Here is a 21936-nt window from a genome sequence, read left to right as displayed (position 1 = left end):
CCGTCTGGCGCGTCGCGCCGCCGACGCTGAATATTTGCGGATAGGGGGCTCTGCCCATGCAAAGTGGTTTCTACCATTGCACAGGACGCGGAGAGGGCCGATTCGAGCGCCACGAGCGTTAGTCAAAACAGTTGGGCAAGCGTCAGCGCCGAGGCAGGAAGCTGTCTGCGGTTCGTCACATCATTCACGCCGGACACACACCTACAGAGGAGACCCCGCGCTTGGCTAGTGTCACTTCTCTTGACCGTGTCCGAGCAGTCGCGTCCGGCCGTAATGATATTGTTCTGGTGGCGCTGCTGATCACGATCATCTTCATGATGATCATTCCACTGCCGCCGGTCCTCATGGATGTGCTACAGGCCCTCAACCTGGGGCTCTCGGCACTGCTGCTGATGATGGCGGTCTACATTAAATCCCCCCTTGCGTTCGTCTCCTTTCCTTCAGCGCTCTTGGTGACGACGCTATTTCGGCTATCGCTCGGCGTCGCCGCGACACGCACTATCTTGCTTCATGCAGACGCCGGTCAGATCATCAAGACATTCGGGGACTTTGTGGTGGCCGGCAATCTCGTGGTGGGCGCCGTCACCTTTTTGATCATCACAATCGTTCAGTTTGTCGTCATCACCAAGGGATCGGAGCGTGTGGCGGAGGTTGCTGCACGGTTTTCTCTGGATTCGATGCCGGGCAAACAAATGAGTGTTGACGGCGACTTGCGTGCCGGCAGTATTGATATCCGAGAGGCAAGTCGACGCCGCGTTGCGATTGAGCGCGAGAGCCAGCTGTACGGTGCTCTGGACGGCGCCATGAAGTTTCTCAAGGGTGACGCCATCGCGAGCTTGATCAGCATTGCCGTGAACATCATAGGCGGTATCGCGATTGGAGCGACTCAAAAGGGAATGGGATTGTACGAGGCGCTCGAGGTCTATGCGATCCTGACCATTGGAGACGGGCTCGTCAGTCAGATACCGGCTCTCTTCACAGCGATTACCGCGGGATTTATCGTTACGAGGGTTAGTGACCAACATCGCGGTGCAGATCTCGGCAACGAAATCGGCGACGAGGTCGGCGCACAACCACGTGCGCTGATTGTCGCGTCGTTCATTCTCCTCCTCTTTTCGTTCGTCCCTGGCCTTCCGACGGGAATCTTCATGATCTTGGCGGTTGTAGTCGGAGGCGGTGGCTGGCAATTGCAGCGTAGTCAGCGGCTGGCCACACCGGCAATGCGTCGCGACTCGGTGACAGGGGCAACGCGCTTAACAGCCTCGGACGAGCCGACCGGAGGGGCTGATGGAGCCGACGACATTGGCATCAAGTTCACTGTGCCCCTGATGGTCGACATTGGTCACGACGTTCAGGCGGCCGCCTCTCCCGATCTACTGAAGAAAGCGTTGGATGCAGAACGGCATGCGCTTGTTCTTGATCTCGGCGTCCCTCTTCCAGCGATCAATGTGCGGGTGAACGACAGCTGCAAGGATGGAGCGTATGTCATCATGGTAAATGAAATACCATGCGGTGAAGGGCGACTGCGCTCGCAAATTCTTTTGGCACGTGATACTCCTGAAAACCTCGATCTTCTGGGCATTCCGTATGTTCTGGACAAATCCTTTCTTCCTCAGATCGAGACGGTTTGGGTGGACGCCATACATCGCGAATCATTGCGAGCTGCCAGCATCCCTTTCCTGGAATCGGTGCAGATCCTTAGCTACCAAACTGGCCTAATCCTGCGCAGGCACGCTTTCGAGTTTATCGGCATCCAGGAAACAAGAACTCTTTTGAATCGCATCGAGGTGTGCTTCCCGGAACTCGTAAAGGAAGTACTCCGCTCAGCGCATTTGCAGAAGATTTCAGAAGTCTTTCAACGGCTGATCGCGGAGGAGGTTTCACTGCGTAACATGCGCACCATCCTCGCCGCACTGGTCGAACGGGCACAGAACGAAAAAGACGTTGTCCTGCTGACTGAGCATGTGCGCTGTGCGCTGAAGAGGCAACTCTGCATCCCGTATTGTATCGGCATGAACCTGCTGCCCGCCTATCTTCTCACGCCAGAAGTGGAAGATACGATACGCAGGGCCATTCGGCAGACTTCCGCCGGCAGCTATCTCGCTCTTGACGCGCGAACCACAAGCCAGATCATTGACGCAATACGAGAAGCTATCGGCAACCTAAACCAGCAGCCGCATAAGCCGGTGCTGCTGGCTTCGACGGACATACGTCGATACCTACGCAAGGTCATCGAAACCGACTTCTACGAACTTCCAGTGCTATCCTATCAGGAGCTTCCCCCCGATATCTCCATACAGCCATTGGGACGGATATCGCTGCAATGAGAAATGCCAACATCAAACAAGGTGTTCTGACGGGTGATCAGGCCCAACTGACCTTGCGCGTGCTATCTGGCCCCAACAATGGGGCCGAGACATCGCTCGGCGATGGAGTCTGGCTAGTCGGTAGCCATGGCGCTGACGACATCACCTTCGCAGATCCGGAACTAGTTGGTTCACATCTTCGCATCGTCATCGAGGCGGGGCGCATCCAGATCACCGCTCTTGCACCGGGTGTGCTCATCGGCGGTGATGGTTGTCCCACGGGCCATCCGACAATCCTCGATCCACTCACTCCGGTTCGGGTTGGGCGGACAATTTTCAGTATCGGCCCGACCGGCGGCGGCTTTCCCGATGTCGACTCCGCGGTCGAGCGCAGAAGGCTGCATGCAGAGCGCGCCCCCTCAGCTCCCGAAGGACCGGCGACCCGGGGTCGAGAAGCCCGTCTTGTGATGAACTCGATATCTCGGCCATTTCGGCTTGGTGCGGCCGCTTGCGTCCTTCTGCTGATCGTCTATGGAGCTAGTGCCGGGATGGGGCGCGTTGTTTGCTCTTTCACCTCGGCCATCGTTCCGGGTACTGACCCGATCAAAATTGCCAGGAATATCCTTCGCGATTTGAATGTCGGACGCGGCGTCAGCATCGCGCTCTCCGATAATAACCTGCTCATCGACGGCGACCAGCAAGCTGGAGAGGCTACAAAGATCAAAGCAGCCCTCCACGACGCCGGGCTAACAGCAGAGGTAACAGCGAAATCAGCGACCGCAGCCGCCCTGTCTGATGCAAAGATCATCGACCTGTCAACGACGGTCATGCGGGCATTCGGCGTCGATGGGAGTATTCGCGTGGGAAGCGCCGGAGGGATATCAATAGCGGGATATGGGCCGAGCGATGCAGTTGTCAAAGCGGCCCTTCGTCACCTGCAGCAGGATATTCCCACAGTACGCACAGTTGACGACACGGTCGTAACGCCGGACCGCGCGCGAACCTTTCTAGAGACTGCGACGACAGTCGGACTCCGTCGCTCGATTCGCATCGTGGTGAAGCCAGACGTCATCATTGTTTCGGGAACGCTTACCCCAACCGCCTATAACGAGTGGAGGACCGTTGCTTCCCGCTTCGAGGAGAAGTTCGCACCCCACATTCGACTTGAGGCACACTGTTTGCCAGTTGTATTGCCAACAGCGAGAGGTGTGCACCTCGGCCGGTCTCCATTCATCGTAGTTCAGAACGGAGCGCGCCTGAAAGTCGGCGACAATATCGATCATTTCGGCAAGATCGTTGTCATCAATCGCGACGGAATGCTTGTGCGTGTCGGAGAGTCCGACGTGCACATTGCCTATCCGAACAAGCCGGAATGGATAACAGAGGAGGATCAACTGTGAGCGATCATCTGGTCGTGCTTGAGCTGCAGAAGCAGCTGGTAGACGATGTCGATGGCACCGAGTTATCTGCCCTCGAGAGAGAGTTCGAGAGTTGGCGACAATCGTTGAAACGTGACATGGATAGCGGCGTCACGAGGCGTCATTTCGACGCATTGTGCACATTGCTTGACGCGATAAATGCCGCAGCAGACGCTGTCAGTACAACATGGATGCGCCACCACAGCAGGCGATCCTCTGGCTTGGAGGGGTGAGGTGGATTTCAGCAGGATCAATGGCTCGCTTGGCAGATCTGTTGCGGCATCTGAACTGAGCTTGAGAACTCACATGACGACCATGAAAGCGGACGACACCATGGATCAGCTCAAGCTTCAGCTCTCATTGAACACACATACTACACTCTTGAGCCTGAATTCGACTGTCATCAAAGCAGTTCACGAGGCGCTGAATGGTATTATCAGGAACATTGGCTGAGGTACGCCGGTTAGGCTCCCTCGATTCGAGGTCCGCTGTCGGCGGACGTAGTATCCGACCTGCCGTGCACCGGTGATGTGCTTCCCGTTTTTTGGCAAATGCATTCGTCCCAATATGCATCCGGGATTTTTGATCCGCTGGCACCGCACGCCACAATCAAAGGTCTGAACAACGACGGACGATGTTAAAGCGCTATGTCTTCCAGCCTTATGCAGCTACGTCATTTCCGATATTTCACGGGCATCGTGGATGCTGGTAGTTTTTGCCAAGCAGCGGCGACGATCCACGTGGCGCAGCCGGCCCTGAGTCAGCAGATGGCTGCCTTAGAAGCCGAGCTCGGCGTGGCGCTGCTGCACCGTAGCGTACGCGGCGTTCGCCCAACTCGCGAGGGTGCGGTCTTTTATCGCGAGGCCATGTCCATCCTTCAGCAGGTTGACCAACTGCGCAGCATCGTCCGCTCTGCGGCAGGAGTACCGGAAGGTACGGTAAAGCTCGGGATGGCCTCGGTGTTCGCCGCTTCGTTCGCCTGCGCCTTGATCGAAGGCAGCCGGACAGTGCTCCCAAAAGTGCGCCTCCATCTTGTTACCGGTGACTCTCTTCAGATGAAGCCACTCATCGCATCGCGAGCCCTTGACATCTGCGCTGTGCTCGAGGATGCGCCCACCCCAGGCGTTACCCGCCAGCCACTGTTTCAACAACGGCTCCACTTGGTACGTCCTCGCGCTAAAGGGGACGTCGCTCCGGCCATTTCGCCTGAGGAGTTGGCTGAGCTCCCTCTTGTATTGCCGACACGCCCAAACACGATTCGCGACGCATTAGATCGGACGTTTGAAGCGGCCGGCGTCATGCCGAATTGCATCGCAGAAGTCGACACGTTCGCCAATGCGCTCTCCTTCGTCAGGGCGGGTCTCGCAAATGCGATCCTGCCCAAGGGCGAAATTCCCGATATTCCGGGCGACGAAGATCTGAGGCCGCTCGTAATAGATCCGCCGATCCATATGACGGCTTGCCTCATCTCCTCTGGCGACCTCGCCCCCGCCGCCGAAGCCGTGAGCTCCTTGCTGATTGCGCAGGTACGAAAAGTGCTTCAAACAAGACCTCTTGCGGCATCGTCAACTTAATCGACCGCCGAGCCGAAGGAGACGATTCTCAAAGGTTCGAGATTCGGCGATAGCGCTTGTCGTCGAGATCTCGCGCCAAGTCGCAAAGGCTAATTCGCGCGAAGCACGACGGAAGTCGGCAGTGACGGCTCCGGGATAGGGGATGTGGAAAAGGTTCGCGACCTGATCATGAACTGACAGAAACCGTTGAGCCTGACGGGACGATTTGAAACGCTTCATGATTCACTCGCGTCGCCGCGTCGGCTGATGAGAATTCTCGGCCCGATTGTTGAGAGCTTTGTGCTGGCGATGTTCGACGTGAAAGCCCATCTTCGCTCTCGCAGCGCCGTACGAACGCAGCTTGTCCGTGATCATCACGCGCGGCGGCGTGCCGGCGGATTTCAAGAGCGTCTTCATGAGCCGTTGCGCAGCGCGCGAGTCTCTTCGGCGCTGGATCAAGGCGTCGAGAACGAAGCCATTCTGGTCGACAGCGCGCCAGAGCCAATGTTGTTCGCCCGCGATCGAGACAACGACCTCGTCCAGATGCCATTTGTCGCCACGAGCGGGAGCGCGCTGGCGGATCCGATCGGAGAACGCCTTGCCGAATTTCCTTCCCCACTGGCGCACGCTTTCATAGGTCACACCGATGCCACGCGCCGCCAGCATTTCCTCGACCATGCGTATAACAGCCGACGTCCCCATTCGAGTCTTGACGGCAGCACGCCGGATCAAGCCTACTTCACCCCGCTGCCACCCCGCCTGGCAGCCTAACCCCGGCAGACGCTCCACTTATCGACGCGGAGATCCTGTTCAGACAATCGGGACCAGCTCTGTAAAGCGCTGATGCGGCGTAGGATTCGGTTGCGAAGCCAACCCCATCACCTCCAACCGCGAACGCCACGCCCGCCATGACCGACGATACGATTCCGCCCTTCTCGTTTCCAGCCGTTCACGCCAAGAAAGTCACAGCTGCCTTCGATGGTGGGCGCCTAACCTCGAACGGGGGCGTGATGCTTCTGGCGATGGCCGAGCGGCGTCTCGGTTTGGCCAACAATTTGGCCCGGGTGTTCCCGGATCGGCGCGATCCGACGCGGGTCGTGCACAGCCTGGTCGATATGTTCCGCGCTCGCATGTTCGCGATCTGCTGCGGCTACGAGGACGCCGACGACCTCGATCATCTGAGGTCCGATCCGGCATTCAAACTGGCCTGCGGTCGCCTACCGGACACGGGCCGGGATTTGTGTTCCCAGCCGACGCTGTCGCGGCTGGAGAATGCTCCGCGCCTGCGCGACGTGATCCGACTGACCTACATTTTGGTCGACGCATGGATGGATAGCTACCCCCACGAGCCGGCATCCGTCACGCTCGACATCGATGATACCTGCGACGTCGTCCACGGCCATCAGCTAGCGCTCGATAATCGCCGTCTCGAAGGTTTGCCGCCGTAGCTTCGGAACCTTCAGATTGACGTCGCCCGCCTTGGTCTGCAGCGTTCGCTCGTAGCTGCCCGCCCGCGTGTCCTGCCGGGCCGGGCTGCGCTCATAACGCCCAGCACCGCACAGCTGGTCCGCTTCGGCCTCCAGCATGGCGTTCAGTGTCTCTTCCACCGTCCCGCGGACCATCTCGCCCAGGTGATCTCGAATCCGGGCCTCATCAATTTGGATCACCTGACCCATGGCATTCCCATCGTTCATTCAAAGCTCCTTCATTCTAGAAGGAGCCGTCAATCCTGAAAGTGCGAAAGACTCTGTACGTTATCGATCTGGCGCGACCTTGTCGGAGATCGGACAGTTGCTGCGGCACGAGAACCACGACACCACCCGGATTTACGCGAAGGTCGACATCGATGCGCTGAGAACATTGAGCTTGCCCTGGCCGGGAGGCGTGCAACGACCAATCTGCGCTCCGCACTCGATAAGTACCTGAGCATGCGCAAGGGACTGGGATACAAGTACGAGCACCAGACCCGTCGGCTCGCCGACTTCGTCGCCTTCATGGAGAAGCGCAAAGCCAGGATCATCACGACGAAGCTGGCAATGGAATGGGCGACGCTGCCGCCCGATCGTCATGCATCCTGGGCGCTGCGATTGAGCGACGTGCGCGGGTTCGCGCGCCATGTCGCCAACTTCGATCCGAGAACGGAGGTGCCGCCCGTCGGCATGCTGCCGGGATGGAAGCGCGCCAAGCCCTATGTCTACAGCGACGCGGAGATCGATGCGTTGCTGACGGCAGCGCTGGCCCCGTGGGTCGGTCAAAATCCCCCGGGTATGGTCACTTGAAACTCCCCCACCTGATGATCGCCGTCAGCGCCGCTGAACAGCAGTAGCCGGTCAGGCAGGACGTTTATGTTCGACCCCTTTAGCCAGCAAGGGGCCGGGGAGTTGAACGTCTTGAAGCGACATCTGCAAAGCACCGTACTTACATTACTTGATCGCAACACCAGCCAGCGCGAGATTCACCGGCTGACGGGTGTCGATCGCAAGACGATCCGGCGTTATCAGGCGCTGCGGGCCGGTGCGGAGGCAAATTCCCCCGGGGAAGTGACCACCGGCTCGGTGAGCGCGGACGGCCAAATTCCTCCACCCCGACCACCGGCTTTTGGGACATCGGAAGCGACGGTCACCAGCAGCCTGGCCCGTTCGGCTTGCGAAGCGCATCGGACGTGGATCGAAGAACAGGTCCGGCTGAAGCGGAACGCGCAGGCGATTTACCAGGACCTGGTTGATCAATTTGGCTTTCCGTCCAGCTACCAGAGTGTCAAGCGGTTTGTGCGCCGGTTGCGGCACGCTGATCCTGAGCAGTTTGATCGTCTTGAGTTCCTCCCCGGCGAGGAAGCTCAGGTCGACTATGGCGAGGGCGCGCCGACGGTTGATCCGAAGAGCGGGCGGTACCGTCGTCCCCGCCTGTTCGTGATGACGCTACGCTACTCGCGGCGCAGCTTCCGGCGGGTAGTCTGGAAGTCCAGCCAACAAGTCTGGGCGCAGCTCCACGAAGAGGCGTTCCGGTATTTTGGCGGGGTCCCCAGCTATGTCGTGCTCGACAACCTGAAGGAAGGCGTCCTCAAGCCGGATTTGTACGAGCCCCAGCTCAACCCGATTTACAGCGCGATGCTGGCTCATTACGCCGTGGTCGCCGATCCCGCGCGCGTGGCCGATCCAAATCGGAAAGGATGCGTCGAGAATGCGATTCAACATACCCAGGGCACTGCGCTGGCCGGACGGCGCTTCGAGACGCTGGAGGCGCAAAACGAGTTCTTGAGGCACTGGGAGGAGAACTGGGCTTCCAAACGCATCCACGGCAGCACGCGCCGTCAGGTCGAGGCGATGTTCCAGGAAGAGAAGCCGCACCTGCGGCCGCTGCCTGTCGCTCCCTTCCGCATCTTCACCGAAGTCGTCCGGACTGTCTGCGACGACACCACCGTACGCGTCGACAACAGCTATTACGCCGCGCGGCCCGCGCCGATCGGCAGCCAGGTCGTCGTGCGCATCTACACCACCACGATCGAGATCCGTGATCGCCACACCCGTGCGCTGCTGCGTGTTCATTCCCGGATGGCGCACCCCGGTTCTGTCGTCCTGCCGACCAGCGAACGGCCGTTCAACCCGTCGCGGCAAACCGCCGTGCTGCTGGCGAGCGCCGAGCGCATCGGACCGCAGACCAGGGCCTTGTGCCAGCAGGTGTTCGACACCGAAGGGCGCCCCGGACAGCGCGCGATGTGGGGCATTGTCGGGCTGGGCCGGAAGTATCCGGCGCGGCTGGTCGAGCAGGCCTGCGCGCACGCCATCGACAACCGCATCTACCGCTACAAGCACGTGCGTGCGACCGTCGAGCGGTTGTTCGAACAGGCGATCGAGCAGGTTGGAGTGACGCCACAGCCGGCATCGCCGCTCACCCAGGATCATCCGCTGATCCGTACCCCCGCGGAATACGGCGACCTCTTCAGCCGCGCTGTGCGGCGCGACGCCGACGACAATGGTCGGCAGGCCGAGGCTCACGACGATCACGCCACGGCAATCCGCGCTCGTGTCGCCTGCGCAACCCCGGCCAACTCCGGCGCCACGAGCGCTCCCGCTGCACCTTCTCACCTTAAACTGGAGACCTAGCCACATGATGACCATGCCGGAAATTGAGCGTTGCCTACGACAGCTGCGCCTGTCGGGTGTCCGCGACACGCTGCAGACGCGCGTGCTCCAGGCGCAGGGCGCCAACCAGCCCTTCCTCGAGACCTTCTCCCTTATCCTGCAGGATGAACTGGACCGTCGTCAGTCCCGTCTTATCGAGCGGCGATACCAGCAATCCGGGCTCGACGAAAAGCTGACGCTCGCCGAGTTCGACTGGTCCTTCAATCCCAAACTGCCACGTCAGACCTGCTTCCAGCTCCACACCCTGGCGTTCATTGCCGCTGGCGAGAACGCTCTGCTTGTTGGCAAACCTGGCACCGGGAAGTCGCACATCGCCAAGGCGATTGCCTATCAGGCGATCCTGCAAAGCCACAAGGTCCAGTATCTTGAGACCGACGACTTCTTTCACCGCTACGCCCTGAACTCTCCGGCACAACGCGAGGTCCGGCTGCGAACCATCATCGACTGCGATCTCCTCGTGCTGGACGATCTATTCCTCGCACGCGCCATCCCCGACGACGCCGGCACTTTGCTGCAGACCCTGATCCATCAGCGTTACAAACTGCGCCGCAGCGTCATCGTCACCTCCAATCGCGTCGTGCAGGATTGGGGGGCATACCTTGGGGACAACACTATGAGCACGACGATCCTCGATCGCCTTATGCATCATTGCCATCTGCTTGAGTTCGACGGACGCAGCTATCGGCTCAAAGAAGCCGCTGAAGCTCTTGCCCGGGAAACAAACTCAAACTAACAGTCCCTTGTCCTGCCTCGCGGGTGGAGGAATTTGACTGACCACACCCGGAGGAATTTGAAGTGACCCGCGGGGCTGGCTCTGCCGCCAGAGGACGGGCTGCGCCGATGGACCTACCATACCTTGTTCGGGCTGATCGCGGTGACGGGCATGCGCATATCCGAGGCGATGGGCCTGGAGCGTGATGACGTCGATCTCGACGCCGGCGTGCTGACGGTCCGGCTGACCAAGTTCGGCAAGTCGCGGCTCGTGCCATTGCATCCGACGACGAGAACAGCGCTGCGCGACTACGTCCACCGGCGCGATGCGCTGCTCGGATCATGCTGCGGCTCGACCTTCTTGGTTGCCGAACAGGGAGGCCGCTTGCTTCACCAGTACGTTAATCGCGTCTTCTGGCGATTGTCCAGAGAGATCGGGCTGCGGCGCCCAGGTGATCGTACCGGGCCACGCGTGCACGACTTCCGTCATCGCTTCGCCATCCGCGACGCTGCTCGACTGGTATCGCGAAGGCAAGAACGTCGAGCAGCAGCTCCCAGTGCTGTCCACTTACCTCGGCCACGCCTGCGTGCGCGATACTTACTGGTATCTCTCGGCCTGCCCCGAGTTGATGGAAGAAGCGGCGCGGCGTCTCGACCGGCGATGGGAGGTGACGCTATGAAGCCCGCCTGCAATGTCGCCACGTTGATCGAACGCTTCTTCACCGAGCACCTCATGCGCCAGCGCAATGTTAGCGCCAATACGATCGCCTCCTACAGGGACACGTTCCGGCTGCTGTTCATGTTCGCGCAGGTGCGGCTGCGGAAGTCCCCATCGGCCCTGACGCTCGCCGATCTGGATGCAACGTTCATCGGCGCGTTCCTCACCGATCTCGAGGTTAAGCGCGGCGTCAGCGCGAAGACGCGTAACCTGCGTCTGACCGCCATCCGATCCTTCTTCAGGTTCGTGTCCTTCGAGGAACCGGCACATAGTGCGCTGATCCAGCGCGTACTCGCCATACCGAGCAAGCGCCACGACAAGCGACAGGTGCACTTCCTGACGCGCCCCGAGATCGAGGCGGTTCTCGCCGCGCCTGATCGAACGACGTGGCTTGGCCGCCGCGATCACACCTTGCTGCTGCTGGTCGCGGCCCAGACGGGCTTACGCCTCTCAGAGCTCCCGAGTCACAAGTTCGCAATCGTAGATTCGCATTAGATTCGCGTCGCTGTGCCAGAGATGGCGGCTGCAACAGTGACGGAGGATCTGATGGCGGCCCAGCGACTTGCGCCCCTGGTATTGAGCGATGATGAGCGTGCTGAACTTTGGACTCTCTTCAGAATATTCCGGCGCTGGTTGTTGAATTCCAACGGCTACCACTAGTTGCAGCTTCATGATAGCCTATTCGTGGCAGGGGGAGGGCAAGGCTTGCGAATCGTTCGCGTCGAGATAATCAACTTTAGAGGGATCAAGCAGATCTCGTGGCATCCGGCGCCTGAAACCAATTGTTTGGTCGGCCCAAGCGATTCGGGGAAAACGACTGTTATCGACGCCATCGAGCTGGCATTTGCTCCGCGCAACAGCCTCACCTTCGATACCGACTTCTATGCCGTTGACCCAAAAGCCAACCCGATCGCCATCACAGTCACTATCGGCGATCTGCCCACTGAATTCCTGAAGGAGGATCGGTATGGTCATTACCTCAGGGGATGGGATGAAGCCGGCAAGAAGCTGGAAGATGACCCGGATGAAGGTAAGCGCGTATTTTACCGCACAGGCTACGCGCGCGGCTGGCCGCGGCGTCGCGTGACGCCGGGCCCCAGCAGTGTCATCGGAACGGCTTGGTTGACCTGAGCGTTCGAACGTCAGCCGCTATTCTCAGCTGGCAGGTTTTTTTGAGCGGTGCAGTTGAACGGCAACAGATCTTCGATATCGGCGTCTGGCGCGCGCTGGGGCAATTCGGTGAGCGCGTGACGTAGCCATGCATAGGGATCGACGCCGCATGCCCGGCATGTCAGCACCAAACTGTAGATCACGGCGCTTGCCTTGGCGCCGGCAACGGTGTCGCTGAACAGCCAACTTTTTCGTCCGGTGCAAAACGGCCTGATGTCGCGCTCCAGAACATTGTTATCGATCGGGGCGAGACCGTCACTGGTGTAACGGGTCAGATAATCCCATTGGTTGCGCGCATAGGCGATCGCCTTGCCGGTCAAGCTTTCGGGGAGGACCTTCGGCGCCTGGTCGTCGAGCCAGGTCCGGAAGGCGGCCAATACCGGCAGGCTATGCTGCTGGCGCAGCCGCAAGGTGTATGCGGCGCGCGTTTCGTCGTCGGGCGGCGTCTGGCGCGCCACCCTCTCGACCTCATACAACGCCTCGAAGAACTTGAGCGCCTGCAATGGCGGACCGCCGGGCGTCTTCCTGGCCTTGAGCGCATCGGTAAATTTCCTGCGCGCATGCGCCATACAGCCAAGATGGGTCGCGCCTGTCAGCGTGCCCCAGGCGTCATAGCCGTCGCTCATCAACAAGCCACGATAGCCGGCCAGGAAGGCCTGAGGATGTTCCTGGCCGCGACCGGGCTGGTAATCGAACAGCACGACCGGCTGCGCGCAGTCCTGGCCGCTGCGATAGGCCCACATGAAGGATTTGGCCTGCGCATCCCGGCCGTCCTCTTTCAGAACCTGGACCCAGGTTTCGTCGCCGTGGACCAGGGGCTGCGACCTGAGCTTTTGCTGTAGCGCGTCATAGACCCGATGCAGATGCAACTCGCTCGCCCGGATCACCCAGTTGCCCAGCGTCCCGCGGCTGATGCTGACGTCGGCGCGCCCCAGCGCGTCCGCCACACGGTACAGCGGCGTGCCGTCGACGTATTTGTTGGCGAGCACCAGCGCCAGCGTCGATGGCGTGGCGACGCTACCCGGCAGCGGCTGCGCCGGCATCGGCGCGGTCACGATCGGGGTGTTCAGCGCGGTGCGCTCGCAGTGACGGCAGGCATATTTGAACCGCACATGTTGCAGCACTGACGCCTTCACCTCGACGTGCAACTGCTCGGTGACGGTCTCGCCCATCCGATGCATCCGATTGCGGCAGCACGGACAGTCCTTTTGATCCTCACCCAGATCATGTTCGACGCGTTGGCGCGGCAGATCGTCAGGCAGCGGCTTGCGGCCGCGTGTCTTCGGTGCCGGCTTTGGAGCCTCCGGCAATCCCGTGTCCGGCACGGCGACCGCCTCGACATCGTCGTCGTCCCGGCTTTCAGCGGCGGCCTGCTCGGCTTCGTTGAAGATGCGCTCCTTGAGCTTTTCGCTCTTCGGCGCGTAGCGGCGCAAGCGCTCCAGGCGCAACTGCTCCTCAAGATGCAGGACGCGTTGCGCGAGTTTCTCGTTCTCCGCCTTCAGCGCCGCGAGCTCGGCCGCGTGCGCCGCGATCAAGGCTTCCAGCTCGTGCGTCGTGGGCCTGCGACTCATCGTAGTCTTGAATCGAAGTCATGCCGCCGCGTCAACCGAGTTCCATGCGGTGGCCGGCGTCATCCGATAGCGCTGATGACGCCGCCCGCATCGAACACGCTCAGCCCACGCTGTGATATTGCCGCACCGGATGACGACGCACCGCCGCGATGTTGATGCCGTCAAGCAGCCAGTGCAGCTCCTCCGTCGTCAGCGTCAGCACCGCCTCCTGACTTCGGGGCCAGTGGAATCTGTCGGCCTCCAGCCGCTTCAGCAGCATCCAAAATCCTGACCGGTCATAAATCAGCAGCTTGATCCGGTCGCGGCGACGATTGCAGAACGCGAACACCGCGCGCTGGAACGGATCCAGCCCCATCGACTGCTCGACCACGATCGCCAGGCTGTTGATGCCCGCCCGGAAGTCAATCGGTTCGCGGTGAAGGTAGACCCGAAGATCAGACGCCAGCCGGAACATCGCAACGCCCCAGCGCTTCAATCACCGCCGACAGCAACTGCGCGTCGCCGCCTTCCAGCGAAAGCGTCACGCCGTTGGGCATCGATGCCGTCAGCCGCCCTGCACAGGATCGCTCCGTCGCGCAAACCGCGATCGCGCCAGCAGATCGAGTTGGCGACGGCGACGGCGCGCGAACCGGAACAAAGGCTGGCGCAATCGGCGCCTCCGGCTGGCCATCCCCGTTCTGACGTTGTCGCTTGGCCACCCATTTGCGCAGCAGGTTCGCGTTCACGCCGTGTTGCAACGCCAGCCCCGCCAGCGACACGCCAGGCTGCAGACAGGCCTCGACCAGCCGCTGTTTGCTGGCCGGATCATAGCGACGCCGCCCATTGCGCAACACGCCGACCGTCTCAAGTCTCAAAAGTTCTTCTGGAGTGATCATCGATGGTGTCCACCTCGTTCATGGTGGACACCTCATCCCATCCCCGCGCTCAACTGCATAGGTGCGTAGAAAGGAGCGCTTACGGATGAAGAGCAGTCGGGGCTCGAACATGCGCTTTCGATAAGGCTCACCGTCGACCATAGCCTTGAGGCAGAGTGGACACTATGACGAACGGGTCAAAGAGGACCAACTGAGCATCAGGGCGCTAGCCTTCCACGATCGTCAGGACGTCGCGCCAAGCCGGCTCGGGCCTTATGCAGACCGGCATCTGGGCTAGGGACGTCAATCCGTGCTCAACCGGATAACCAAGGGTCCGACGGCATCCCGCGGGCTGATGGCGGAAGCCGGACGTGTCGCGCGCCAGGAATTCTCGAAAGACTCGCAGATACTGTTCGCCGAAACCATCAAAGAAGCCAAGCTGGCCGCCCAGCGGCTCGGAGCGCTGGTGAGTGACCGGCTTCACGCGATGCTCGACGTGCAAGCTATGGGGCTGTCCGGCGGCGGAATCTCCCTCCATGATGGAGACCTGCCTCTGCGCCGGTTGGGCGTCGGTTGAGCTATGGCTGATTTTGGGTGACGCGGCCTGATCAGGCGGCGTGGCTTTCAGTGTTCGGAATGACTTCGATTCCGTCGATGAACTTTACACCGGCGATGACTTTCGGCAACTGGTTCGTGCTCTTCAATCGCCGCCAGGTCTTCGATGCGGCGTCGATGAGCTTGAACACCATCAGCTTCGCAGTTTGTTGCGACAGCGATCCCTTGGTCCGCACCGTTCGGTGGCGCACCGTGGCGAAGACGCAGAGCTGGCCCCGGTTGTTTGGACAGCGCCCCGCTGGATTTAAGTGGATTCCTGCCGGGTTATGCTGAACGCGGGGCTTTACGGTTTTGTCGTTGCGTCGGGAGGGCGTAGCCCGACCAGAGCGACGACAAAACCGTCGGCGACGGTCATGCGGCCATCACCATAGCTTGCGTGCCGAAGTAAGCCTCGTCGGGCGTGCGCCCGTCAAGGCTCGAGTGAGGGCGTCCCTGATTGTAGAAGGCCAGATACTTGGCAATTGACGCTCGCGCCTCGGACACGCTGTCGTAGGCGCGGAGATAAACTTCTTCGTATTTGACCGTGCGCCAGAGCCGCTCGACAAACACGTTGTCGCGCCAGGCGCCCTTGCCGTCCATGCTGATGGCGATCTTCGCGTCCAGCAGCACATCGGTGAACTCGAGGCTGGTGAACTGGCTGCCCACTTCCCCGGTCAGGGGATCGACGATGTCGATGGTGTCGCCGGCGAAATCCACGAACACCTTCTCGCCGCCCAGATGAATCTGCCGCATCGAAGGTCGGACCCGCCCCTTCCAGGCCTCGTAGGTAGTGCAGAACCACGTGTACCCGAAACCGTCGGGATTAACGGCGCGATACTCCTCCCAGAGCAGGCGACGGGTTACGTTGCGCCGGCGGAGCTCTTTATCGATGTAGCTCCAGTCGGGCACCGGCCGCTGCGGGCTCTGAGACGCTGGTCGTGGGGCCGGGAAAAGCAAAAGCTCCAGGTCTTCATCGGTCATTCCCTCCGGAAGCGGCCAGCTCAACCCAGCAGAGCGGGCGCGGCTCAGGTAGCTGTGCACAACGCCGTTGCTGACGCCCACGCTCCGCGCGATGGCCCGCTCTGGCAGGCCTTGAAAATGTTTTAACCGAAGGACTTCCTTGATCCGGCGCATCGACAATCTCTGGGTAGGCATTGGACTTCCTCGTTAACCACGAGGTCATCCCTAAGCCGGTTGAGTTGTCGGCCGAAGCGCTGCAAGGCTCCGAAAGCCTTGCTCACGATCCCGCGAAATCGTTGCTCACGATCGTCTGAAATCTCTGCTCACGATCCCCTGAAATCCGCGCTCACGATCCCGCGAAACGCGCATCCGTGACGGAATGGTGTCGGCTTAACCCCCGCGGGTCACTTCAAATTCCTCCGGGTGTGGTCAGTCAAATTCCTCCACCCGCGAGGCAGGACAAGGGACTGTTAGTTTGAGTTTGTTTCCCGGGCAAGAGCTTCAGCGGCTTCTTTGAGCCGATAGCTGCGTCCGTCGAACTCAAGCAGATGGCAATGATGCATAAGGCGATCGAGGATCGTCGTGCTCATAGTGTTGTCCCCAAGGTATGCCCCCCAATCCTGCACGACGCGATTGGAGGTGACGATGACGCTGCGGCGCAGTTTGTAACGCTGATGGATCAGGGTCTGCAGCAAAGTGCCGGCGTCGTCGGGGATGGCGCGTGCGAGGAATAGATCGTCCAGCACGAGGAGATCGCAGTCGATGATGGTTCGCAGCCGGACCTCGCGTTGTGCCGGAGAGTTCAGGGCGTAGCGGTGGAAGAAGTCGTCGGTCTCAAGATACTGGACCTTGTGGCTTTGCAGGATCGCCTGATAGGCAATCGCCTTGGCGATGTGCGACTTCCCGGTGCCAGGTTTGCCAACAAGCAGAGCGTTCTCGCCAGCGGCAATGAACGCCAGGGTGTGGAGCTGGAAGCAGGTCTGACGTGGCAGTTTGGGATTGAAGGACCAGTCGAACTCGGCGAGCGTCAGCTTTTCGTCGAGCCCGGATTGCTGGTATCGCCGCTCGATAAGACGGGACTGACGACGGTCCAGTTCATCCTGCAGGATAAGGGAGAAGGTCTCGAGGAAGGGCTGGTTGGCGCCCTGCGCCTGGAGCACGCGCGTCTGCAGCGTGTCGCGGACACCCGACAGGCGCAGCTGTCGTAGGCAACGCTCAATTTCCGGCATGGTCATCATGTGGCTAGGTCTCCAGTTTAAGGTGAGAAGGTGCAGCGGGAGCGCTCGTGGCGCCGGAGTTGGCCGGGGTTGCGCAGGCGACACGAGCGCGGATTGCCGTGGCGTGATCGTCGTGAGCCTCGGCCTGCCGACCATTGTCGTCGGCGTCGCGCCGCACAGCGCGGCTGAAGAGGTCGCCGTATTCCGCGGGGGTACGGATCAGCGGATGATCCTGGGTGAGCGGCGATGCCGGCTGTGGCGTCACTCCAACCTGCTCGATCGCCTGTTCGAACAACCGCTCGACGGTCGCACGCACGTGCTTGTAGCGGTAGATGCGGTTGTCGATGGCGTGCGCGCAGGCCTGCTCGACCAGCCGCGCCGGATACTTCCGGCCCAGCCCGACAATGCCCCACATCGCGCGCTGTCCGGGGCGCCCTTCGGTGTCGAACACCTGCTGGCACAAGGCCCTGGTCTGCGGTCCGATGCGCTCGGCGCTCGCCAGCAGCACGGCGGTTTGCCGCGACGGGTTGAACGGCCGTTCGCTGGTCGGCAGGACGACAGAACCGGGGTGCGCCATCCGGGAATGAACACGCAGCAGCGCACGGGTGTGGCGATCACGGATCTCGATCGTGGTGGTGTAGATGCGCACGACGACCTGGCTGCCGATCGGCGCGGGCCGCGCGGCGTAATAGCTGTTGTCGACGCGTACGGTGGTGTCGTCGCAGACAGTCCGGACGACTTCGGTGAAGATGCGGAAGGGAGCGACAGGCAGCGGCCGCAGGTGCGGCTTCTCTTCCTGGAACATCGCCTCGACCTGACGGCGCGTGCTGCCGTGGATGCGTTTGGAAGCCCAGTTCTCCTCCCAGTGCCTCAAGAACTCGTTTTGCGCCTCCAGCGTCTCGAAGCGCCGTCCGGCCAGCGCAGTGCCCTGGGTATGTTGAATCGCATTCTCGACGCATCCTTTCCGATTTGGATCGGCCACGCGCGCGGGATCGGCGACCACGGCGTAATGAGCCAGCATCGCGCTGTAAATCGGGTTGAGCTGGGGCTCGTACAAATCCGGCTTGAGGACGCCTTCCTTCAGGTTGTCGAGCACGACATAGCTGGGGACCCCGCCAAAATACCGGAACGCCTCTTCGTGGAGCTGCGCCCAGACTTGTTGGCTGGACTTCCAGACTACCCGCCGGAAGCTGCGCCGCGAGTAGCGTAGCGTCATCACGAACAGGCGGGGACGACGGTACCGCCCGCTCTTCGGATCAACCGTCGGCGCGCCCTCGCCATAGTCGACCTGAGCTTCCTCGCCGGGGAGGAACTCAAGACGATCAAACTGCTCAGGATCAGCGTGCCGCAACCGGCGCACAAACCGCTTGACACTCTGGTAGCTGGACGGAAAGCCAAATTGATCAACCAGGTCCTGGTAAATCGCCTGCGCGTTCCGCTTCAGCCGGACCTGTTCTTCGATCCACGTCCGATGCGCTTCGCAAGCCGAACGGGCCAGGCTGCTGGTGACCGTCGCTTCCGATGTCCCAAAAGCCGGTGGTCGGGGTGGAGGAATTTGGCCGTCCGCGCTCACCGAGCCGGTGGTCACTTCCCCGGGGGAATTTGCCTCCGCACCGGCCCGCAGCGCCTGATAACGCCGGATCGTCTTGCGATCGACACCCGTCAGCCGGTGAATCTCGCGCTGGCTGGTGTTGCGATCAAGTAATGTAAGTACGGTGCTTTGCAGATGTCGCTTCAAGACGTTCAACTCCCCGGCCCCTTGCTGGCTAAAGGGGTCGAACATAAACGTCCTGCCTGACCGGCTACTGCTGTTCAGCGGCGCTGACGGCGATCATCAGGTGGGGGAGTTTCAAGTGACCATACCCGGGGGGTTTTGACCGACCCACGGGGGAGTGGGACCAACATGCGGCCAGCCGCAGCGGCACGCCGCCTTTGCGCTTGGGCCGTGCGAGCCGATGATAGCCTGGTATCCGTCGACCTGAAGGATGCCGTCGAAGCCCTCGAGGATGCGCTCAGCATGGTCACCACCGCGTCCTGGCGCGTAGTGGTAGACCACGATTGGTGGATCAGCGCCGCCGTGGCCGCGATCGTCGCGCAGGACAGCCCACAGATAGCCGGTCTTCGTTCGGCCCCGGCCCGGATCGAGCACAGGCGCCCTGGTCTCGTCTATGAACAAGCGGCCCGATTGCTTCATCACGACGCTCATGCGCTCGACCAGCGGCGCGAGGTGGAAGGCGACCGTTCCCATCCAGTCTGCCAGAACGGCGCGATCGATGAAGATGCCATGCCGAGCCAGAACCTGCGACTGACGATAGAGTGGCATGTGCTCGCTGAACTTGGCGACCGCCACCTGCGCCAGCAGCGCCTCGGTGGGGATGCCACCCTCCACGAGATGGGCGGGCGCCGGCGCCTGAGCAACACCGGTGCAGCCCTTTGCGCAGGCGTAGCGCGGTCGCACCGTCTCGATCACACGATACTGGGCGGCCATGACATCGAGACGGCGGGAGCGATCCTCGCCGATCTGGACCATCCGGCCGCAGCCGCAGGGACACTCGAGGTTCTCGGGTTCGATCACCTGCTCGATGCGCGGCAGGTGCGCGGGAAAGGCACGGGCAGCGCGCCTGGTCCGGCGGCTGGACGGCGCCGTGCCGGCGCGGCGCGCACGATCGTCCTGGCGTTCCTGGACTTCGGCGATGGCAATCTCGATGTCCTCGAGAACCAGTTGCATCTGATCGGGATTGAACTTCTCCGAGCGTTTACCGAAACGTGCGCGCTCGTACTCCTTCACGAGCAGTTCGAGGCGTTCGACGCTCTCTTTGGACGCAGCCAGTTCACTCTCGACATGAAGGCGCGCCGAGCATTCATCGTCTGCGCGACGACGCTCGGCTTCAATCATCGCTTCCTGCGCGCGGAAGAGCGCGCGCAAATCGGCGGGCAGCGCTGCAAGACGGGCGGGATCAATGGGGGACGGCGGCACATCCGCAAGCTATCATCCCAAAGCCCCGCGCGAAGCAGGTTGTCGGGTCTGAGTCAGTTCGCCGCAGCTGGCGTCGCGACAATCCGTTCGCCCACTCGCTTCCAGTTCAGCCCTTCAAACGAGGGGATTGAGGAATGTCCCTGATAGTGAGTCTGACGAATCATTTCCGGAGGTGGTCGAGGTTCGGGACCCCCACCATCCTTTGTGGGGGCGCTCATATCGAGTGATTAGGAAGATCGGGATCGGCGCGATCCGACGCGGGTCGTGCACAGCCTGGTCGATATGTTCCGCGCTCGCATGTTCGCGATCTGCTGCGGCTACGAGGACGCCGACGACCTCGATCATCTGAGGTCCGATCCGGCATTCAAACTGGCCTGCGGTCGCCTACCGGACACGGGCCGGGATTTGTGTTCCCAGCCGACGCTGTCGCGGCTGGAGAATGCTCCGCGCCTGCGCGACGTGATCCGGCTGACCTACACTTTGGTCGACGCATGGATGGATAGCTACCCGCGCGAGCCGGCATCCGTCACGCTCGACATCGATGATACCTGCGACGTCGTCCACGGCCATCAGCAGCTCTCGCTGTTCAACGCTCATTATGACGAACGCTGCTTCCTGCCGATCCACGTCTACGACACGGAGAAGAGCCGGCCCGTGGCGGTCGTGCTGCGGCCCGGCAAGACGCCGGGCGGCGTCGAGGTGCGTGCCCTTCTGCGCCGCCTGGTACGGCATATCCGGACGCGGTGGCACAACACGCGAATTACGTTCCGTGGCGACGGGCACTATGCCCGGCCGGAGGCCATGGCGTGGTGCGAGACCAACGGCATCGACTACATCTTCGGTCTGTCCGGCACCAAGCCTCTCGCCAGAAAAGTCGACGAGGTCGCCGACGACATCCGCACGCGACGCGCCATCGAGAACCTGCCGGTTCTGCGTGGCTATACCGAGACGCGCCACAAGGCAAAGTCCTGGGATCGCGAACGGCGCACTGTCGCCCGTATTGAGGCGACGATGCTCGGCCTCGACATCCGCTTCGTCGTCACCAGCCTCGATGTCGGCTCGGCCGAGTGGATCTACGACAGCCTGTATTGCGCGCGCGGCCAAGCCGAGAATCTGATCAAGCTGCATAAGACGCAGCTCGCCTCCGATCGCACCAGCTGCCGTTCGGCGCTCGCCAACCAGGTCCGTCTCGTGCTCCATACGGCCGCTTATTGGCTGATGCTGACCGTGCGCGACGCCATTCCCAAAGCCCGGGAATTGGCCGCTGCCGAGTTCGCGACGCTGCGTCTTCGGCTCTTGAAAATCGCCGCCCGTGTCGTCGAGACCACGAGCCGCATTCGCCTTGCGTTTGCCGCGGCATGTCCCGAAGCCGACCTGATCTGCGGCTTGCCCGGCGCGCTGCTGCCGCTCGGTCCTTGACCGGCGGGGCGTCCGCCCCCGTTCGCCCAACCCATCCCTCAAGCGCGTTGCAAAGTACCGGTCGTCAGGCGGCGAAAAGCCGAAGGCAATCCTGTGCGCCTCGTCAGACAAGATGTGCGGCCGCATCAATCGGGCCCAAAAGCCGCACTCTCACGAATAGGACGGGCTAGGAAGGAACTGACGGCAGCTGTGGGCGAACGCTACCGATCGAGCGATCGCGTGGAGAAGGCGCGGATATTGGATGAGTTCGTCAATGTCACTGGATATCATCGCAAGCATGCGATGCGGCTGCTGCGGGGCCACGATGGGTCGCGAACAGGTCGTGA

General features: G+C 61.4%; 15 protein-coding genes and 10 pseudogenes. 14 read left to right on the top strand and 11 right to left on the bottom strand.

Annotation, left to right across the window (positions count from 1 at the left end):
- Window positions 1-314 precede the first annotated feature (314 nt).
- The 4 genes from sctV (at window position 315) to ACFLEY_RS47605 (ending at window position 5298) form a co-directional block, all read left to right on the top strand.
- Window positions 315-2327: a type III secretion system export apparatus subunit SctV gene (gene sctV, locus ACFLEY_RS47620; RefSeq protein ID WP_085965873.1), complete on the top strand. Its 2013-nt coding sequence runs from the start codon at window positions 315-317 to the stop codon at window positions 2325-2327.
- Window positions 2324-3706, top strand: coding sequence for an FHA domain-containing protein (locus ACFLEY_RS47615; protein ID WP_028154110.1), 1383 nt, complete (start codon window positions 2324-2326; stop codon window positions 3704-3706). Before sctV ends, ACFLEY_RS47615 begins: the two co-directional genes overlap by 4 nt.
- A gap of 177 nt (window positions 3707-3883) precedes the next feature.
- Window positions 3884-4177: an EscF/YscF/HrpA family type III secretion system needle major subunit gene (locus tag ACFLEY_RS47610; RefSeq protein WP_080586871.1), complete on the top strand. Its 294-nt coding sequence runs from the start codon at window positions 3884-3886 to the stop codon at window positions 4175-4177.
- Window positions 4178-4371: 194 nt separating this feature from the next.
- Window positions 4372-5298 (top strand): LysR substrate-binding domain-containing protein, encoded by a 927-nt coding sequence (locus ACFLEY_RS47605; RefSeq protein ID WP_049810652.1) that lies wholly within the window; start codon window positions 4372-4374, stop codon window positions 5296-5298.
- Here the strand turns inward: ACFLEY_RS47605 and ACFLEY_RS47600 are convergent.
- Window positions 5295-5979 (bottom strand): annotated as a pseudogene (locus tag ACFLEY_RS47600) (IS6 family transposase). The gene ACFLEY_RS47605 and the pseudogene ACFLEY_RS47600 sit on opposite strands and share 4 nt — an antisense overlap.
- Window positions 5980-6185: 206 nt before the next feature.
- Here ACFLEY_RS47600 and ACFLEY_RS47595 point away from each other — a divergent pair.
- Window positions 6186-6683, top strand: a pseudogene (locus ACFLEY_RS47595) (transposase); the annotation flags it as partial.
- 3 nt (window positions 6684-6686) lie between these two features.
- Here the strand turns inward: ACFLEY_RS47595 and ACFLEY_RS47590 are convergent.
- A pseudogene (locus tag ACFLEY_RS47590) lies at window positions 6687-6971 on the bottom strand (transposase); the annotation flags it as partial.
- Window positions 6972-7205: 234 nt separating this feature from the next.
- Here ACFLEY_RS47590 and ACFLEY_RS47585 point away from each other — a divergent pair.
- The 6 genes and pseudogenes from ACFLEY_RS47585 to ACFLEY_RS47560 all read left to right on the top strand — a co-directional run bounded on the left by ACFLEY_RS47585 (window position 7206) and on the right by ACFLEY_RS47560 (window position 11979).
- Window positions 7206-7556: a hypothetical protein gene (locus tag ACFLEY_RS47585; RefSeq protein ID WP_396605020.1), complete on the top strand. Its 351-nt coding sequence runs from the start codon at window positions 7206-7208 to the stop codon at window positions 7554-7556.
- A 66-nt stretch (window positions 7557-7622) separates the two neighbouring features.
- Window positions 7623-9380, top strand: coding sequence for an IS21-like element IS1631 family transposase (gene istA, locus ACFLEY_RS47580; RefSeq protein ID WP_100214066.1), 1758 nt, complete (start codon window positions 7623-7625; stop codon window positions 9378-9380).
- A 4-nt stretch (window positions 9381-9384) separates the two neighbouring features.
- Complete coding sequence (gene istB, locus ACFLEY_RS47575) at window positions 9385-10152, top strand: IS21-like element IS1631 family helper ATPase IstB (protein ID WP_038952109.1); 768 nt, start codon at window positions 9385-9387, stop codon at window positions 10150-10152.
- A 69-nt stretch (window positions 10153-10221) separates the two neighbouring features.
- Window positions 10222-10810, top strand: a pseudogene (locus ACFLEY_RS47570) (tyrosine-type recombinase/integrase); the annotation flags it as partial.
- Window positions 10807-11307: pseudogene (locus ACFLEY_RS47565) on the top strand (tyrosine-type recombinase/integrase); the annotation flags it as partial. The pseudogenes ACFLEY_RS47570 and ACFLEY_RS47565, both read left to right, overlap by 4 nt.
- A gap of 246 nt (window positions 11308-11553) precedes the next feature.
- The gene (locus ACFLEY_RS47560) at window positions 11554-11979 is read left to right on the top strand and encodes an ATP-dependent endonuclease (RefSeq protein WP_232674808.1); all 426 of its coding nucleotides are present in this window, start codon (window positions 11554-11556) and stop codon (window positions 11977-11979) included.
- 11 nt (window positions 11980-11990) lie between these two features.
- On the opposite strand, the gene tnpC (ACFLEY_RS47555) is transcribed toward ACFLEY_RS47560, so the two are convergent.
- From tnpC (ACFLEY_RS47555) to tnpA, 3 genes are all read right to left on the bottom strand, one after another.
- The gene (gene tnpC, locus ACFLEY_RS47555) at window positions 11991-13589 is read right to left on the bottom strand and encodes an IS66 family transposase (RefSeq protein ID WP_018270215.1); all 1599 of its coding nucleotides are present in this window, start codon (window positions 13587-13589) and stop codon (window positions 11991-11993) included.
- A gap of 100 nt (window positions 13590-13689) precedes the next feature.
- Window positions 13690-14043 carry an IS66 family insertion sequence element accessory protein TnpB gene (tnpB, locus tag ACFLEY_RS47550; protein WP_018270214.1) on the bottom strand — a complete coding sequence of 118 codons (354 nt, stop codon included), beginning with the start codon at window positions 14041-14043 and terminating at the stop codon, window positions 13690-13692.
- Window positions 14024-14464, bottom strand: a complete 441-nt coding sequence (gene tnpA / locus ACFLEY_RS47545; protein WP_035693717.1) for an IS66-like element accessory protein TnpA — start codon at window positions 14462-14464, stop codon at window positions 14024-14026. Before tnpA ends, tnpB begins: the two co-directional genes overlap by 20 nt.
- A gap of 289 nt (window positions 14465-14753) precedes the next feature.
- Between tnpA and ACFLEY_RS47540 the strand changes: the two genes are divergently transcribed.
- Window positions 14754-15020 (top strand): hypothetical protein, encoded by a 267-nt coding sequence (locus ACFLEY_RS47540; protein ID WP_060913161.1) that lies wholly within the window; start codon window positions 14754-14756, stop codon window positions 15018-15020.
- A gap of 31 nt (window positions 15021-15051) precedes the next feature.
- Here the strand turns inward: ACFLEY_RS47540 and ACFLEY_RS47535 are convergent.
- The 6 genes and pseudogenes from ACFLEY_RS47535 to tnpC (ACFLEY_RS47510) form a co-directional block, all read right to left on the bottom strand.
- Window positions 15052-15261, bottom strand: a pseudogene (locus ACFLEY_RS47535) (IS256 family transposase); the annotation flags it as partial.
- 148 nt (window positions 15262-15409) lie between these two features.
- A pseudogene (locus tag ACFLEY_RS47530) lies at window positions 15410-15700 on the bottom strand (transposase); the annotation flags it as partial.
- Window positions 15701-16192, bottom strand: a pseudogene (locus ACFLEY_RS47525) (sigma factor-like helix-turn-helix DNA-binding protein); the annotation flags it as partial.
- A gap of 275 nt (window positions 16193-16467) precedes the next feature.
- Entirely contained in the window at window positions 16468-17235 is a 768-nt protein-coding gene (gene istB / locus ACFLEY_RS47520; protein WP_038952109.1) for an IS21-like element IS1631 family helper ATPase IstB, read from the bottom strand.
- Window positions 17236-17239: 4 nt separating this feature from the next.
- On the bottom strand, window positions 17240-18997 hold the full coding sequence (istA, locus tag ACFLEY_RS47515; protein ID WP_100214066.1) for an IS21-like element IS1631 family transposase: 1758 nt from the start codon (window positions 18995-18997) through the stop codon (window positions 17240-17242).
- Window positions 18998-19063: 66 nt separating this feature from the next.
- Entirely contained in the window at window positions 19064-20191 is a 1128-nt protein-coding gene (gene tnpC / locus ACFLEY_RS47510) for an IS66 family transposase (RefSeq protein ID WP_396605019.1), read from the bottom strand.
- Between the two features lie 240 nt (window positions 20192-20431).
- On the opposite strand from tnpC (ACFLEY_RS47510), the pseudogene ACFLEY_RS47505 reads away from it, so the two are divergent.
- Window positions 20432-21610: pseudogene (locus ACFLEY_RS47505) on the top strand (IS1380-like element ISBdi2 family transposase); the annotation flags it as partial.
- A 156-nt stretch (window positions 21611-21766) separates the two neighbouring features.
- A pseudogene (locus ACFLEY_RS47500) lies at window positions 21767-21934 on the top strand (ISNCY family transposase); the annotation flags it as partial.
- Window positions 21935-21936: the final 2 nt, after the last annotated feature.

The sequence above is a fragment of the Bradyrhizobium sp. YCK136 genome (genome assembly GCF_044570075.1).
Classification (GTDB): domain Bacteria; phylum Pseudomonadota; class Alphaproteobacteria; order Rhizobiales; family Xanthobacteraceae; genus Bradyrhizobium; species Bradyrhizobium diazoefficiens.
This window is presented reverse-complemented; position numbering and strand designations above follow the sequence as displayed.